General features: G+C 67.0%; 14 protein-coding genes. 6 read left to right on the top strand and 8 right to left on the bottom strand.

Annotation, left to right across the window (positions count from 1 at the left end; translation table 11 throughout):
- Positions 1–3: 3 nt before the first annotated feature.
- From DBZ32_RS00115 to hflK, 3 genes are all read right to left on the bottom strand, one after another.
- Positions 4–189 (bottom strand): DUF2065 domain-containing protein, encoded by a 186-nt coding sequence (locus DBZ32_RS00115; protein WP_119165096.1) that lies wholly within the window; start codon positions 187–189, stop codon positions 4–6.
- 107 nt (positions 190–296) lie between these two features.
- A complete protein-coding gene (hflC, locus tag DBZ32_RS00120) occupies positions 297–1,388 on the bottom strand; it encodes a protease modulator HflC (protein WP_119165097.1) in 1,092 nt (363 codons plus the stop codon).
- Between the two features lie 18 nt (positions 1,389–1,406).
- Positions 1,407–2,633 (bottom strand): FtsH protease activity modulator HflK, encoded by a 1,227-nt coding sequence (hflK, locus tag DBZ32_RS00125; protein WP_119165098.1) that lies wholly within the window; start codon positions 2,631–2,633, stop codon positions 1,407–1,409.
- A gap of 233 nt (positions 2,634–2,866) precedes the next feature.
- On the opposite strand from hflK, the gene apbC reads away from it, so the two are divergent.
- From apbC to DBZ32_RS00140, 3 genes are all read left to right on the top strand, one after another.
- Positions 2,867–4,039, top strand: coding sequence for an iron-sulfur cluster carrier protein ApbC (gene apbC / locus DBZ32_RS00130; RefSeq protein WP_119165099.1), 1,173 nt, complete (start codon positions 2,867–2,869; stop codon positions 4,037–4,039).
- On the top strand, positions 4,036–4,545 hold the full coding sequence (locus DBZ32_RS00135) for a protease complex subunit PrcB family protein (protein ID WP_119165100.1): 510 nt from the start codon (positions 4,036–4,038) through the stop codon (positions 4,543–4,545). Before apbC ends, DBZ32_RS00135 begins: the two co-directional genes overlap by 4 nt.
- A 192-nt stretch (positions 4,546–4,737) precedes the next feature.
- Positions 4,738–5,250, top strand: coding sequence for a YHS domain-containing (seleno)protein (locus DBZ32_RS00140; RefSeq protein WP_208539052.1), 513 nt, complete (start codon positions 4,738–4,740; stop codon positions 5,248–5,250).
- Between the two features lie 306 nt (positions 5,251–5,556).
- Here the strand turns inward: DBZ32_RS00140 and DBZ32_RS00145 are convergent, their stop codons facing one another.
- The gene (locus tag DBZ32_RS00145) at positions 5,557–6,207 is read right to left on the bottom strand and encodes a CGNR zinc finger domain-containing protein (RefSeq protein WP_119165101.1); all 651 of its coding nucleotides are present in this window, start codon (positions 6,205–6,207) and stop codon (positions 5,557–5,559) included.
- A 91-nt stretch (positions 6,208–6,298) separates the two neighbouring features.
- On the opposite strand from DBZ32_RS00145, the gene DBZ32_RS00150 reads away from it, so the two are divergent.
- A complete protein-coding gene (locus DBZ32_RS00150) occupies positions 6,299–7,114 on the top strand; it encodes an alpha/beta fold hydrolase (RefSeq protein WP_119165102.1) in 816 nt (271 codons plus the stop codon).
- A 37-nt stretch (positions 7,115–7,151) separates the two neighbouring features.
- Here the strand turns inward: DBZ32_RS00150 and DBZ32_RS00155 are convergent, their stop codons facing one another.
- Together DBZ32_RS00155 and DBZ32_RS00160 are read right to left on the bottom strand one after the other, a co-directional pair.
- Complete coding sequence (locus tag DBZ32_RS00155) at positions 7,152–8,072, bottom strand: dihydrodipicolinate synthase family protein (protein WP_119165103.1); 921 nt, start codon at positions 8,070–8,072, stop codon at positions 7,152–7,154.
- Positions 8,073–8,162: 90 nt separating this feature from the next.
- On the bottom strand, positions 8,163–8,858 hold the full coding sequence (locus DBZ32_RS00160) for a GntR family transcriptional regulator (RefSeq protein WP_119165104.1): 696 nt from the start codon (positions 8,856–8,858) through the stop codon (positions 8,163–8,165).
- A 391-nt stretch (positions 8,859–9,249) separates the two neighbouring features.
- Between DBZ32_RS00160 and DBZ32_RS00165 the strand changes: the two genes are divergently transcribed.
- Entirely contained in the window at positions 9,250–10,023 is a 774-nt protein-coding gene (locus DBZ32_RS00165) for a FadR/GntR family transcriptional regulator (protein ID WP_119165105.1), read from the top strand.
- A gap of 30 nt (positions 10,024–10,053) precedes the next feature.
- Positions 10,054–11,355, top strand: a complete 1,302-nt coding sequence (locus tag DBZ32_RS00170) for an MFS transporter (RefSeq protein ID WP_119165106.1) — start codon at positions 10,054–10,056, stop codon at positions 11,353–11,355.
- On the opposite strand, the gene rarD is transcribed toward DBZ32_RS00170, so the two are convergent.
- Together rarD and DBZ32_RS00180 are read right to left on the bottom strand one after the other, a co-directional pair.
- Positions 11,309–12,241 (bottom strand): EamA family transporter RarD, encoded by a 933-nt coding sequence (gene rarD / locus DBZ32_RS00175; RefSeq protein WP_208539053.1) that lies wholly within the window; start codon positions 12,239–12,241, stop codon positions 11,309–11,311. The two genes, DBZ32_RS00170 and rarD, sit on opposite strands and share 47 nt — an antisense overlap.
- A gap of 8 nt (positions 12,242–12,249) precedes the next feature.
- Positions 12,250–13,482 (bottom strand): MFS transporter, encoded by a 1,233-nt coding sequence (locus tag DBZ32_RS00180; protein ID WP_235829930.1) that lies wholly within the window; start codon positions 13,480–13,482, stop codon positions 12,250–12,252.
- Positions 13,483–13,642 lie beyond the last annotated feature (160 nt).

Below are 13,642 nucleotides of genomic sequence, written 5' to 3' on the forward strand. Positions count from 1 at the left end.
GGATCAGGCGCGCAGCAGCCAGACGGCGAGAACCCCGAGCGCGGCCGCGACCAGTCCCGCGATTCGCAGGGTTTCCGGCGGCAACTCCGACAGCTGTCGATAGAGCGCGGCCGGAGCACCGGGAAAGAGCGCGAGGATGCAGCCCTCGATCACGAAGACCAGCGCGAGGGCGGTCAGCAGGTCGGACATCGCTGGAGGTTAAGCCCTGAAAACATCGAAAGAAAAGCGGCTGCCCACCGCGTCGATGGGCAGCCGCCTGGTCTCGCCGTTCGGCACCGGAAAACCTGGTGCGGAGCTTACTGCGCCGGGGGTTCCGCTGCCAGCGATCCGGTTCCTCCCGGACTGACGGGGCGCGACTGCGCCCGCTGCTCGGGATTGCGTTCGGCGTTCATCACGCCTGCCGGCAACTGGTTGAAGAAGCGGAAAAAGTCGTTGTCCGGCGGCATCACGATCATCGAGTTCTCGCCGCGAATCGCATCGGTGTAGGCCTGCATCGAGCGATAGAAGTCGAAGAACTCTGCATCCTGACCGAAGGCGTCGTTCAGCAGACGTGTCCGCTCGCCCTCGCCTTCACCGCGCAGGATGTCCGAGTCGCGCTGCGCCTCGGCCCGAATGACCGTCGCTTCGCGATCGGCGGAGGCGGTGATCCGCTGGAACTGCTCTTGACCCTGAGCGCGGAACTCGGCGGCGTCGCGCTCGCGCTCCGCCCGCATGCGCTCATAGACCGAGCGGCTGACGTCCGACGAAAGATCGGCCCGGCCGATACGCACGTCCACCACATCGATGCCGAGACCCCGGCGGCGGCGTTCGGCCGGCTGCGAGGTATCGGTGAGCTGAACCTCCTCCTCGGCCGGCTCGCCTTCGGTCTCCGCCGTGGCTCCAACGACCGTCGTGTCGATCCCGGCCTCGACGGTCGCCTGCCGCACCGCCGCGTTCACGGAGCGGCGGATCTGCTGCATGATTTCGTCACGCTCTTCCGACAGCACGCTGGTCAAGGTCACCTCGCCCAGCACCGAGCGCACCTGGTTGTTCACGATCGGCGCAAAGCGGTCGCGCAACTGCGTCTCGTTGTTCACCGTCTCGTAGAAACGGACGGGATCGGTGATCCGGTAGCGCACGAAGACGTCGACGATCAGGCGCCGCTGGTCAGACAGGACGACCGTCAGCGGCGGCGGATCGAGGTTGAGAACGCGCCGGTCGAAGAAGAGCACGTTCTGGATAAAGGGCAGCTTGACGTTCAAGCCGGGTTCTTGAACCACACGCTTGATGGCACCGAACTGCAGGACCAGGGCCTGCTGGGTCTGATGCACGACGAAGAGAGCGTTGTAGGCGAGGAATCCCAGCACCACCAACAGGATACCGCCGAACAGGGCGAAGCGCTTTTGCATCTTCCTTATATCTCCCGGCTACTGCTGGTTCTGTGGGGTGGAGGAACCGTTGCCGGTCCCCATCCGCCCGCGCAGTTCATTGAGCGGCAGGTAGGGCACCGCCCCGGAGTCGCCGCTCATGATCACCTTGTCGGTGTCCCTGAGCACGCCCTGGACCGTCTCCAGGTACATGCGTCGCGTGGTCACCGAGGGGTTTTGCAGATAGGCCTCGTAGACGTTGAGGAAGCGCTGGGCTTCACCCTGAGCCTCGTTGATCAGGCGCTCACGGTAAGCTTCGGCCTCCTGGATCATCCGCTGCGCTTCACCGCGCGCTTCCGGGATCACCTTGTTCCGGTAGGCGTCGGCCTGGTTGCGCAGACGATCCAGATCCTGGCGAGCGCGCTGCACGTCCTCGAAGGCATCGATTACCGGCTCGGGCGGCTGCACGTCCTGCAGGTTGATCTCGGTGATCGCGATGCCGGCCTGATACTCGTTCAGGATTTCCTGCAAAGTCTGACGGGTCAGATCCGCGACTTCGAAGCGGGCGTCCGTCAGGGCCGGCTGGATGTCCGTGCGGCCGATCGTTTCACGTATGGCACTCTCGGCGGCGATCTTGATGGTCGCCTCCGGCTCGCGAATGTTGAACAGGAACTGACCGGCGTTGCTGACCCGCCACTGCACGGTGAAGTCGATGTCGATAATATTCTGGTCGCCCGTCAGCATCAGGCTTTCTTCGGGGATGTCGTTGCTGCGACCGGCATTCCCGCGATAGCCGATCTCGATCTGACGGATTTCCTCGACGTTCGGAGTGACGGAACTCTCGACAGGCCAGGGCAGATGCCAGTGCAAACCCGGGCCGGCCAGGTTGCCCTGGTTGACCCACTCGCCGAAACGCAGGACCACGCCCTGCTGACCGGGACGAACCTGATAGAAGCCCGAGGCAAGCCAAAGGACGATGGCAACCGCGATCAGGATGCCGAGACCACGGGCACCGCCCATGCCGCCCGGCAGCACGCCGCGCAGGCGTTCCTGCCCGCGCCGGATCACATCCTCGAAGTCGGGCGGACGGTTTCCGCCGCCGCCGCCCCAACCTCCGGAGCCCCAGCCGCCACCGTTGTTACCGCCGCCGCCGCCGCCGCCACGACCGCCCCAAGGGCCGCCGCCGCCGCCGGATCCACCGCCAGAACCGCCGCCAGATCCACCGCCCCAGGGGCCACCGCCGCCGGAACCGCCTCCCGAGCCGCCGCTACCCGATTGCCAAGGCATACTTTCCTGTCTCCCTGAACCCTGATGTAAAACTCGGACCGACCAGCCTGCCGGACCCGCTTTTTTGCTTTACCGAACGGCCCACTGCTCACCTCCGGTGCCGATCTCCGCGCTGCGCCCGGAGGCCCCGTGGACAAGCGGCCGGCGCAACCCCTATATGCAGGATCTCGACCGTCGGCCGTTCTGGTCTTTCGGTTCCGCTCGATATCGGCACAACCGCGGAGAATTCAAGCATGAGCCGCATTACCGAGGAACAGGTGCTCGACGCCCTGCGCCACGTACAGGACCCAGACCGCGGCACGGACATCGTCGGCCTTGGCATGATTCAGGGTTTGGTTGTCAAGGACGGCAATGTCGGCTTCGCGATCGAGGTCGATCCCAAGCGGGGCCCGAAGCTGGAGCCCCTGCGCAAGGCGGCCGAGGCCGCGGTCGACAAGCTCGAGGGCGTGCTGTCCGTGACCGTCGTGCTAACCGCCGAGTCCGGCAGCGGCGGAAAAGGCGGCGGAAACGGCGCTGGAAACGGCAGCGGCGCAGCGGCTGGCGCTCCGGCGGCGCCGAGCCCGGCACAGCGACAGGCGCAAGCCCCCGGCGGCGCGACGCGCGCGCTCGTTCCCGGTGTGAAGCACATCGTCGCCGTGGCCAGCGGCAAGGGCGGCGTCGGCAAATCGACGACCGCGACCAACCTGACGCTCGCTCTGGCCGCCCAGGGCCTGAGGGTCGGTGTTCTGGATGCCGACATCTACGGGCCAAGCCAGCCGCGCATGATGGGTATCTCCGGCCGACCCAATTCGCCCGACGGCAAGACTCTGACGCCCTTGGAGAACTACGGCGTCAAGGTCATGTCCATGGGGTTCCTGGTCGCCGAGGACACGCCGATGATCTGGCGCGGACCGATGGTGCAGTCGGCCCTGCAGCAGATGCTGCGCGACGTGGCCTGGGGCGAACTGGACGCCCTGATCGTCGACATGCCGCCGGGCACCGGCGACGCTCAGTTGACCATGGCGCAGCAGGTGCCGCTGTCGGGCGCCGTGATCGTCTCAACCCCGCAGGACATTGCGCTTCTGGACGCCCGCAAGGGTTTGAACATGTTCCGCAAGGTGGATGTTCCGGTGCTCGGAATTGTCGAGAACATGTCGCTTTACATCTGCCCGAGCTGCGGTCATGAGGCGCACATCTTCGGCCATGGTGGGGCGAAGCGCGAAGCGGAGAAGCTGGGCATGGAGTTTCTGGGCGAACTGCCGCTGACCATCGAGATCCGCGAGACCTCCGATGGCGGTCAACCGATCGTGGTCTCGCACCCGCAGAGCGCCTACGCGCAGAGCTATCTCACCATCGCGAAGCGCGTCTGGGAAAAGCTGAGTGGCGCCGGCGCGCGGCGCGAGGCGCCGAGGATCGTCATGCAATGATCGACTTCGGTCGCTCTCGACGCATCGTCGCTGTCTTGGCAGCGGCTCTGGTCCTGACAGCCTGCGCCTCCGACCGGCCGGCCACGACGGCGGATGGCAGTGCCGCGCCACCGCCTCAGCCGACGGAACCCGCGGAGGCGGTGGAGTTGGTCCGTCCGCTGGAAAGCTGGGGCGGCGCCGGCGGTGCGGTCGATATCGAGTCGAGCATGCGGGCCGCCACGGCCGAGGAATGGGACACCCTCTGGGATCTGGTCGGTCTGACGCCACCGCGCGAGCTGGCCGTCGGGCGCGAAGTTGCGGCCGGCATCTTCCTCGGCGAGCGCCCGACCGGCGGTTACGGCATCGAGATCATCGGCATGCGCGCCCAACCGACCAGCAGCGCCGTTGTCTGGCGCGAACGCATGCCGCCACAGGATGCCGTCGTCACCCAGGCGGCCACGCGTCCCTGGCAGATCGCGGTCTTTCCCGCCGAGGCGATCCCGGCCGGCGCTGCCGCACCGCGCTGATCGGCCACTCCGGCGTATCCTCCTGACGCCCTGTCCCCAACCTTCAGCCTCCGGCCGATCTCGTCGCTCTCGCAAAGCCGTGATAGGGCGCGAGGCAAGGGTGATTGGCGGTTGTTCGCGGTTGCGCCCATTCTTCTGGACAAGCGGCGCAGCTCCATCTGCGCCGGGCCAACGATAGAGAGGATATCCGCCATGACACGGACCGCCGCATCCGCAGAGCACAACTTCCCTCTGCACAGCCTGCCGACCCGCCTGCTGGTCGGCCTGACCTTTCTGATCCTGGCCACCCTGACGGCGACCCAGGTCGCCTTCGCAGCCGACGACTACGCCGGGAAAGACATCTTCACGCGCGACGGCATCGCCATCGGCGGTACCGACCCGGTGGCCTACTTCACCGAAGGCAAGCCGGTCCAGGGCTCGCCGGAATTCAGCGCCGAGTACAAGGGCGCAACCTGGCACTTCGCCAACGCCGAGCATCGCGATCTCTTCACCGCCGATCCGACGGCTTACGCCCCGCAGTACGGCGGTTACTGCGCCTTTGGCGTCGCCGCGGCGGAACGGAAGATCGAGACCGATCCCGAGGCCTGGTCGATCGTCGACGGCAAGCTCTACCTCAATTACACCCTGCCGACCCAGCAGCGCTGGAATCAGGACATCCCCGGCTACATCGCCACGGCCGATCAGGTTTGGCCGACCATCGAGTAAGCGTTTCTGCCCCTAGACCGGATAGTGATCAGTCGGACCCACGTATTGGGTCCGACGATGACGTTAAATCTGGTCTAGATTCAAAGTGTTGGAGTCTGTTTCTTGGGATCGGCGGAACCGCGACGCGAGTCCATACGATCACAACAGGCTCCAGGGGCAGGCACCCATCGCGGCCAGCGGCAAAGCCGCACTTGCACTCCGGAAAGCGATTTCCGGAGTGCATTTCTTTTGTGCTGGAGCCTTGGACTCCGGTCTCGCTCTCACCGCAATCTCAGGGAAGACCGCCCGACAAGCGCGTGCGGGCGTTCAGTCCGGCGCGGTGCCGTGACGGCGGTAGTGCCGTTCGACGCGCGCGCGATTACCGCAGCGCCGACTGCTGCACCAGGATCTTTGGCGGCCGCGCGAGCGGTCCAGGAACAGCCAGCTGCACCGCCCGCACTGGCGCAGCGGTGCCGGCCGCTCCGGCCCCAACACCTCGGGAATCGCGAGCGCAATCCGCCATTCCAGCTCTTGCCAACCGGAAGCTTTCTCCGGCAGGACCCAAAGGAAGCCGGCCTGCGACTGGGTGAGCCGGAGCGCCCGCCGCGCCTCGGCCACCGCACCGGCAATCGACTCCAGATCGGGCGGATCGGCCAGCCGGCCGTCAAGCTCGGCGGTCAAGGCCCCATACAGCGCGGCCCGCAACACGCGCAGCCGCTTGAGAGTCGCCGATGCCTCACCGGTCTCTGGAACCTCCTGTTCCGAAACAAGCGGCTCAAGGGCCGGTGCCGAGGCCCGCGGAAGCGCACCGGCGGCGAGCGCCCAGCCCGCCAGCTCCAAAGGCCCCGACAGGCGCTCGCGCCGTTCGTCGCGGTGGCGGCCACTCACCGTGTTGCAGAGATCGAGGCTCAGGTTGCCGCCGATCACCTGATCGGCTTCCGCCCACGCCGCTGCCGCTTCGAGGAGTCTGTCGAGCATCGTAACCTAATGCTTAATATGCGCATTGACAGTTAGCAAGCTTGCAGCAAAACTAATGCTCATTATTGATTTTAAATATTAGGACAGCGGAATGAAACCGCTCCAGTTGGACAAGACCGCAAAAATCCAGGGGCACGCGCTGCGGTATGGCGTGTGGGGCGAGGGACCGCCCCTGGTGCTGATCCACGGCACGCCCTTCAACGCCCAGGTCTGGCGGCGACTGCTGCCTCTGCTGGCACGCGGACGGCAGGTCTACGCCTACGATCTTCTGGGCTACGGCAGCTCGGATAAGCCGGACACCGACGTCTCGCTCGGCGTCCAAAACACCTTGCTGGCGGGGCTGCTCGATCATTGGGACCTGGTGGCACCGGATGTGGTCGCGCACGATTTCGGCGGCGCGACAGCCCTGCGGGCGCACCTGCTCGACGGCTGCGCCTATCGCACGCTGACGCTGATCGATCCCGTCGCCTTCGGCCCCTGGGGCTCTCCGATGGTGCGGCACCTGAGCCAGCACGAGGCGGGCTTCGCAGGGCTGGAGCCGGGGCTCCACCGCGCCTTGGTCGAGGCCTACGTCGCGACAGCGGCGGCGAGTCCGCTTTCGCCAGAAGCCTTGGCGCTTTACGGCGATCCCTGGTGCACGCCCGACGGCCAGCCTGCCTTCTATCGTCAGATTGCGCAGATGGATCGGGTCTACACCGACGAGATCGCTGCAGACCTGCACCGAGTCGACCTGCCGACCCTGCTGCTCTGGGGCGAAGAGGACGCCTGGATCCCTATCGCGCGCGGACGTGAGCTGGCCGGCAGGCTGCCGGACTGCCGCTTCGAACCCGTCCCGGGCGCAGGCCACCTGGTCCAAGAGGACGCCTCCGATGCCCTGATCGCGGCGCTGCTTCGCTTCTTGCCATGATCCCGGAGCGCCAGTTTGGGGCGCAGCCGCCGTAGGGTCAGGCCGCCGCCAGATCGGGGCGGTCGGACAGCGCGGCTTCGACAAGGGCGGCGACTTGCGCGCGCTCGGCACCGCTGAGCTTCTGACGCGGCAGACGCACGGTTTCGCTGCCGTATCCGGCGAGGGCCTGAGCCAGTTTGACGTACTGCACCAGCTTGACGTGGGTATCCAGGTGCAGCAACGGCATGAACCAGCGATAGAGACTGCGCGCCTCCTCCCATCGGCCTTCGCTGGCGAGCCGCCAGAGCCGGAGCGTTTCGGCGGGGAAGGCATTCACCAAGCCGGCGACCCAGCCCTCGCATCCGAGCAGGGCGGACTCCAGCGCGAGATCGTCGACACCGCAGAACAGCCGGTAGCGTTGGCCGGTCAGGTTCACGATGTCCGTCAAGCGGCGCGGATCGTCGGACGACTCCTTGATCGCGACCAGCGTCGGCTCGTCGGCGAGATCGGCAAAGGCCTCGGCCGTCAGGTCGACACCGTAGGCGACCGGGTTGTTGTAGATCATGATCGGCAGATCGGTGGCGCGGGCGACAGTGCGGAAATGCGCAACCGCCTCGCTCCGGTCCGCCGTATAGACCAAGCCCGGTAAGACCATCAGGCCGTCGGCGCCCAGGTCCTTCGCCTCCTCGGCAAGCCGGCAGGCGCTGCGCGTGGCGGCTTCGGCAACACCGACCAGCAGCGGAACCCGGCCGGCCACCGCCTCGACGGCGCTTTCGATGACGGCCCGCTTCTCATCCGGTTCCAGCGCGGAACCTTCGCCCAACGTGCCGAGTACCACCAGACCGTCGACGCCGGCCTCGACCAGCATTCTGAAGTGCGCGGCCGTCGCCTCGCGCTCCAGCATCTCCTCGGCGGACAACTGGATGGTCGCCGCCGGGAAGACTCCCGACCATTCCGCCGCGTAGTCGCCGCTGGGCATTGCCTGTGCCTCCCGCTTCTGCTCCGGTCTGGCTCCTGTCCGGCGGGCTTGAGCGCGCCTCCGCAGAGGTTTCGGGCCAGACCGGCGCTTTCAGACCGCCGCTTTCAGACCGGCGACCGCGCGATGGCGGCTGCGGTCGGCGCTCGACTCGCGCAGGGCCTCCACCGCGACGAGTGCACAGGTTTTGAAGTGGAGTTGCAGCAGCTCGCAGGCTCCTTCGACGTCGCCGACACGCAGAGCCTCCAGGATGCTCTCCCGCCGGCCGCGCGAGGCGTCGCGCTCACCCTGATTGTCGGCGATCGTGACCCAATAGCGATTGGTCTGGTTATGCAGATTGCGAATCAGTTCGATGGTCTTGGGCTTGCTCGCGGGTGCGTAGAGCGTGGCGTAGAAATCCCAGCCGGGCGTGACCCTTTCGGGCGAGGTCATCTTCCAACTGGCGACAAGGAATCGCTCCGCCAGCTTGAGGTCACGCTGCGTCAGCTTGGGTGCGGCCTGCCGCAGGAGTTCAGGTTCGATCAGGGCGCGCATTTCGAACAGCTCGTTGAGGTCGTCCGGGGTTAGTGAGGAGACCACGGCCCCGCGATGAGCATAGAAGGTCACCAGACCTTCGGCCTCGAGTTGACGCAGAGCCTCCCGCACCGGAATTCGGCTTACCGTGTAGTCGGCCGCAATCGCGTCCTGGCGCAGCACCGATCCGGCGGGCAAACCGCCCGAGAGGATCTTGAGCCGCACCTGCTCGGTCACGACCTGCGTTACCGTCTGCTTGTCGTTCATCCGATTCATTGAGCTTTCCAATTCCTGTCCGCCGGGACACCGCTTCCACCCCTGGTTTTGGTCGATTGCACGTAAACGGGCAAATCTCCGCTTAGTCTCACAACCTACAGGGCCGATGAGGATTACCGAAAGTTAGCCACAGGATGTGGGGATCGCCAAGCATAACAGGAAGCGCCCCCGCAAACTGGCACCTCACAGCCGCTCTACGTAGAAGCGAAGAGCGGCAGAACAGCCACAGCGGAGCCGCATGCCCCCCGCGAGACGCCACGGACTTGACGCCGGGCGGCGGCAAGAGGCAAAGTGGTCTTATCAAAAGTCCAGTCGGACAAGAGGCGGAAGCGACAGTAGAATCGCCCGCCCCGCCGCCCTCTACAGCTCCTGCGACTCCAGCGACTTAATCATGCGCCCAAGAGCCACCCCCGCCCTCGCGGCCGACCCGCGCTTTCAGGAGATTCCACGCGAGCGGGTGTCCGACCGCGTCGCGCAAGAGCTCCTGCGGCTGATCGCCACGGGGGAGCTGGCGCCGGGCGAACGCTTGCCGGGCGAGCGTCAGCTTGCCGAGATGATGAGCGTCAGCCGCGTATCGGTTCGCGCCGCGCTTCAGCAGCTCAAGGCGCGCGGCGTTGTCCGGGCCGTGCAGGGCGGCGGGACCCGCGTGGTCGCAGCCGTGGACGAGCTGGAGTCGTCGCTGGCGACCTTGGTGCGCGTCAATCCGTCCAATTTGCGCGACCTGATGGAACTGCGGGCGAGCCTGGAGGTCTGGGCCGCGCGCCGCGCCGCCGAACGTGCCGATGACGCGCGCAAGGCGGAGATCGCCAGGCGTCTGGCGGTCATGCGCGATCCGGACCGTCCGTCGAGACACAAGGCCGAGGACGACCTCAACTTCCACCTGGCGATCGCCAAGGCCTCGGGGAGCGCCGTCTACCTGCACCTGATGTCGGTCTTAAGCGACATCCTGGAGGATATGTTCTCCTACCACCGCTACGCCCTCTACGTCCGGCCCGAAGACGACCGGCTGTTTCTGGAGGACCATGCGCGCATCGCCGAAGCCATCGCGAGCGGCGACGGCGGCCAGGCCGCCGAGGCGATGGCAACGCACCTGGAACACGTCAAGGCCCGCTACCGAGAAGAAGACATGGCGCGCGACCCGGCGCTCGCGGCCTCCAGGGCCTGAACGGGTGGGCAGCATGAACGCGCCGAGCGTATGAGCGTGGGCACAGCCCCGGCCGCCCGTGCGACGCCGAATCGAGCTTGGCTGATCTGGGCTCTTGGGGCCGGGCTCTTCTGCTACGGCTTCTTCCATCGCAACGCCCCGAGCGTGATGATCGATCCGCTGATGCGCGACTTCATGGTCGGCGGCGCGATCCTGGGCAACCTCTCCGCCTTCTACTTCTACGCCTACGCCAGCCTTCAGATTCCGGTCGGACTGATGATCGACCGCTGGGGACCGCGCCGCATGCTGGCCATCGGCGCGACCCTCTGCGCGGCCGGCTCGGCTCTCTTCGCGGCGGCGGACAGTCTGACCCTCGCTTATGCCGGGCGCCTGCTGATCGGTACCGGCGCGGCCGTCGGTTTCGTCGGCACCCTGAAGCTGTCCACCAACTGGTTTCCGCCGGAGCGCTTCGCGCAGCTCACCGGCCTGACGATGATGGCCGGCATGGTCGGCGGTGTCGGCGGTCAGGCCCCCCTGGCCGCCCTGGTCGAGATCGCCGGCTGGCGCGAAGCGCTGTTCGGCGCGGCCGGGATCGGCGGACTGCTGGCCGTGGCGATCTGGCTGATCGTCCGCGACCGTCCGCCCACCGCGAGCCAGGCCGCGAACGGCGACGGCGAGGCGGAGAGCGCGGGCAGCCTCTCCGACCTGCTGCAGGGGCTGGGCGTCGTGATCCGCGAGCGGCAGAACTGGCTGGTCTCGCTGGTCTGCGCGGCGATGACCGCGCCGCTGCTGGCCTTTGCCGGTCTCTGGGGCGTCGCCTGGCTGATGCAGGCCCAGGGCCTCGACCGGCCGGAGGCGGCCGGTACCGCGTCGCTGCTGCTGATCGGCTGGGCCGTCGGGTCGCCGGCTTCGGGCTGGCTATCGGACCGCACCGGCTTGCGGCTGCCGGTGATGCAGGCCGGGGCCTTGCTGGGTCTGGTCAGTCTCTCGGCGCTGCTCTACCTGCCGGATCTGCCGGCGCTTCTGCGCGCGGCCCTGTTCCTGGCGTCGGGGGCCGGTCTGGGTGCCATGGCGATCGGCTTCGCCATCCTGCGGCGGGTCAACAAACCGCGCGTGACCGGCGCAGCCTTCGGTCTGCTCAACGGCGCCTGCGTCGGCTCCGGCGCCGTCTTCCAACCGCTGATCGGCGCCCTGCTCGACCGCGCCTGGGATGGCGCGCTGACCGAGGGCGCCCGGCTCTATTCGGCCAGCGCCTACACGAGTGCGCTGTCGGTCCTGATCGGCTTCCTGGCCCTCGGCTTCGCCGTCACCTTCCTGATTCGCGAACCGCACCCGTCCGGCGAGACCGCATAACGCCATCTGCCGTGAAGATGGCCACCGCGGCCCAGATGCAAGCGAAGGTCACAAGCTGAGCCGTGTCGAAGGGCTCGCCGAACACCAGAACGGCGATCAGGAAGTGGCAGGTCGGCGCCAGATATTGCAGGAACCCGATGGTGGTGTAGCGCAAACGCCTGGCACCGGCGGCATACCAGATCAAGGGGATCGCCGTGACCGGTCCCGCTGCGGCCAGCAGCAGAAGGAACGAGACCTGGCCGTTCGCAATGACCCCGCCGCCGTCCCAGCCCGTCCAGATCAGAAAGCCGATCGCCAAGGGTGCGACCAGTGCGGTTTCCATCATCAATCCGTCGATCGGCCCGAGCGGCGTCAGCTTGCGCACAAGACCATAGACGCCGAAGGAGAAGGCGAGCGCCAGGGAGACCCAGGGCAGGCCGTCGGCTTGCCAGGCGAGGTTCATGACGCCGGCCGCGGCCAGCAGCACGGCCACGGAGGTCGCCGGGCTCAGCCGCTCGCGCAGCACCAGCATCCCCAGCAACACGTTGACCAGAGGGTTGATGTAGTAGCCGAGGCTGATCTCCAGCACCCGCGCCTGGCCCACCGCCCAGATGAAAACCAGCCAGTTGACGGAAATCAGCGTCGTCGAGGCGAGCAGGCGCGGCAGCACACCGGGGATCGAGAGCTGCAGCAGCACCGGCCGCAGCCGGCCGAGCGCAATCAGCAGTCCGGCGAGCAGAAGCATGGACCAGAGCACGCGATGCGCCAGCAGCTCCAGGGCCGGCACGGCAACGACGGTCTTGAAGTAGAGCGGTGCCAGCCCCCAGAACAGAAAGGCTCCCAGCGCGAAGGCCACGCCGGCGCGGGCCTCCGTCGTGTCGGGGCCCGAAGAGTGCGGGCCGCTCACCCTCCGATCTACTGGGCTGGGACGGCCGCCGTCCGATCGAGCGGACGGTCGGCGATGGGCCAATGCAGCGCGGCGGCCAGGAGACCGAGCAGAATGGAGATGTACCAGACGGGATCGTACGAACCGAGAAGGTCGAACGAGAGACCGCCCAGCCAGGCTCCGAAGAAAGCACCGACCTGGTGGCCCAACATCACGATGCCGAACAGCGTCGCCATGTAGCGCGGTCCGAAGATCTGGGCGACCAGCCCGCTGGTCAGCGGCACGGTGGAGAGCCAGAGGAAGCCGAAAGCCGAAGAAAACAGCCAGACGGCCACGTCGGTCTTCGGCCCGATCAGGAACAGCGTGATGACCACCGCGCGGGCCAGATAGATCGAACTCAGCAGGTACTTCTTGCGGTAGCGCCCACCCAGCCAGCCGGCCAGCAGGCCGCCCAGGATATTGAAGAAGCCGATCAGACCGAGCGCGATGGCGCCGGTCTCGGCGGAGAGGTTGCAGGAGACGATGTAGCCTGGCAGATGGGTGCTCATGAAGGCGACGTGGAAACCGCAGACGAAGAAGCCCGCCGTCAGCAGCAGATAGCCGCGATGTCCCCCGGCTTCACTCAGGGCCGCCGTCATGCTTTGGCTCGACAGGGCGGCGACCGCCTTCTCCCCGCCCTCGCGCAGGCGTTTGTCGGCGACGGACGCGGTCAGCGGCACGATCAGGAACGACAGAGCCGCCAGGATCAGCAGCGCGATCTGATAGTCGAAGGCGGAGATCAGCGACTGCGCGCCCGGCAGCAGGAGGAACTGCCCGACCGAACCGCCGGCCGAGGCGATGCCCAGCCAGGTGCTGCGCTTTTCCTCCGGCGCGGCGCGGGCCACCGCGGCCAGGACCAGCGGAAAGCCGGCGGCGGCCACGGCGAAGCCGACCAGCACGCCGCTGCCGAGATGGACAAGGAACAGGCTGTCGGCGTAGGCCGTCACCACCAGACCGGCGGCGTAGAGGAACCCGCCCAGCACCAGGAAGGGCCCGTTGCCGTAACGGTCGGCCGCCATCCCGACCACGGGCGTCACGACCCCCCAGAGCAGATTCTGGAACGCGATGGCGAGCGAGATGCTGGCGACCGAAAGACCTGTCGCCAAGGACATCGGCTGAATGAAGAGGCCGAAGGTCTGACGCACGCCCATGCCCAGTCCCAGGATCACCCCGGCCGCGACCAAGACGAATAACGGCTGACGATACCAGGGCTCAACGCGCACTTGGGCGAACTCCGACTCACGCTTGCAACACCTGAGACTAGCTCTCGCATCGGCGTTCGCCCAGGCGTCACGCTTCATGGCTGCCATGCCCGGCCGTCGGCAATCCCAGCATCTTTCCCGGTGTCTCCCGGTCGCTCTCTTTGACCGTGGTCGCGCCCAT

The organism is Algihabitans albus (assembly GCF_003572205.1).
In the GTDB taxonomy this organism is placed as follows: Bacteria; Pseudomonadota; Alphaproteobacteria; order Kiloniellales; family DSM-21159; genus Algihabitans; species Algihabitans albus.

What these genes read in the sequence shown, in the direction of transcription:
- hflK (WP_119165098.1), bottom strand. Translation starts at nt 2,633, where the DNA reads ATGCCTTGGCAATCGGGTAGCGGCGGCTCGGGAGGCGGTTCCGGCGGC.
- DBZ32_RS00145 (WP_119165101.1), bottom strand. Translation starts at nt 6,207, where the DNA reads ATGCTCGACAGACTCCTCGAAGCGGCAGCGGCGTGGGCGGAAGCCGAT.
- DBZ32_RS00170 (WP_119165106.1), top strand. Translation starts at nt 10,054, where the DNA reads ATGAGCGTGGGCACAGCCCCGGCCGCCCGTGCGACGCCGAATCGAGCT.
- DBZ32_RS00165 (WP_119165105.1), top strand. Translation starts at nt 9,250, where the DNA reads ATGCGCCCAAGAGCCACCCCCGCCCTCGCGGCCGACCCGCGCTTTCAG.
- DBZ32_RS00155 (WP_119165103.1), bottom strand. Translation starts at nt 8,072, where the DNA reads ATGCCCAGCGGCGACTACGCGGCGGAATGGTCGGGAGTCTTCCCGGCG.
- apbC (WP_119165099.1), top strand. Translation starts at nt 2,867, where the DNA reads ATGAGCCGCATTACCGAGGAACAGGTGCTCGACGCCCTGCGCCACGTA.
- DBZ32_RS00150 (WP_119165102.1), top strand. Translation starts at nt 6,299, where the DNA reads ATGAAACCGCTCCAGTTGGACAAGACCGCAAAAATCCAGGGGCACGCG.
- DBZ32_RS00135 (WP_119165100.1), top strand. Translation starts at nt 4,036, where the DNA reads ATGATCGACTTCGGTCGCTCTCGACGCATCGTCGCTGTCTTGGCAGCG.
- DBZ32_RS00160 (WP_119165104.1), bottom strand. Translation starts at nt 8,858, where the DNA reads ATGAATCGGATGAACGACAAGCAGACGGTAACGCAGGTCGTGACCGAG.
- DBZ32_RS00140 (WP_208539052.1), top strand. Translation starts at nt 4,738, where the DNA reads ATGACACGGACCGCCGCATCCGCAGAGCACAACTTCCCTCTGCACAGC.
- hflC (WP_119165097.1), bottom strand. Translation starts at nt 1,388, where the DNA reads ATGCAAAAGCGCTTCGCCCTGTTCGGCGGTATCCTGTTGGTGGTGCTG.
- DBZ32_RS00115 (WP_119165096.1), bottom strand. Translation starts at nt 189, where the DNA reads ATGTCCGACCTGCTGACCGCCCTCGCGCTGGTCTTCGTGATCGAGGGC.